Origin of the sequence: Mesorhizobium sp. (assembly GCF_004962925.1) — a bacterium.
Classification (GTDB): Bacteria; Pseudomonadota; Alphaproteobacteria; order Rhizobiales; family Rhizobiaceae; genus Mesorhizobium.
On the sequence record NZ_SUEO01000479.1, the window covers coordinates 1 to 294 of the forward strand.

The following is a 294-nucleotide window of genomic DNA, read 5'->3' on the forward strand; positions in this document are numbered from 1 at the left end:
GTCGACGTCATCAATTCGGGCACGCTGACCACGACCGGCGCTTTCTCGTCGGGCATCATCGCCCAATCGATCGGCGGCGGCGGCGGCATTGGCGGCTCCAGCACGGCCAAGTCCTATAATGTCGGCGGCAGCAGCCAGACCAGCGTCAACGTGAATATGGGCTTGGCTGGACATGGTGGCGGCGCCAGCGAAGCCAGAAAGGTGACCGTCATCAATTCCGGCCTCATCACCACGCAGGGCTTCGGTTCGTCCGGCATCATGGCGATGGCGGTCGGCGGCGGCGGCGGTGTCGGT

The 294-nt window shown here is 65.3% G+C and carries 1 protein-coding gene; it reads left to right on the forward strand.

Going from position 1 to position 294, the window contains the following annotated elements:
- On the forward strand, window positions 1–294 hold a 294-nt coding region (locus tag E5W87_RS35785; protein ID WP_292408769.1), incomplete at both ends, for a hypothetical protein.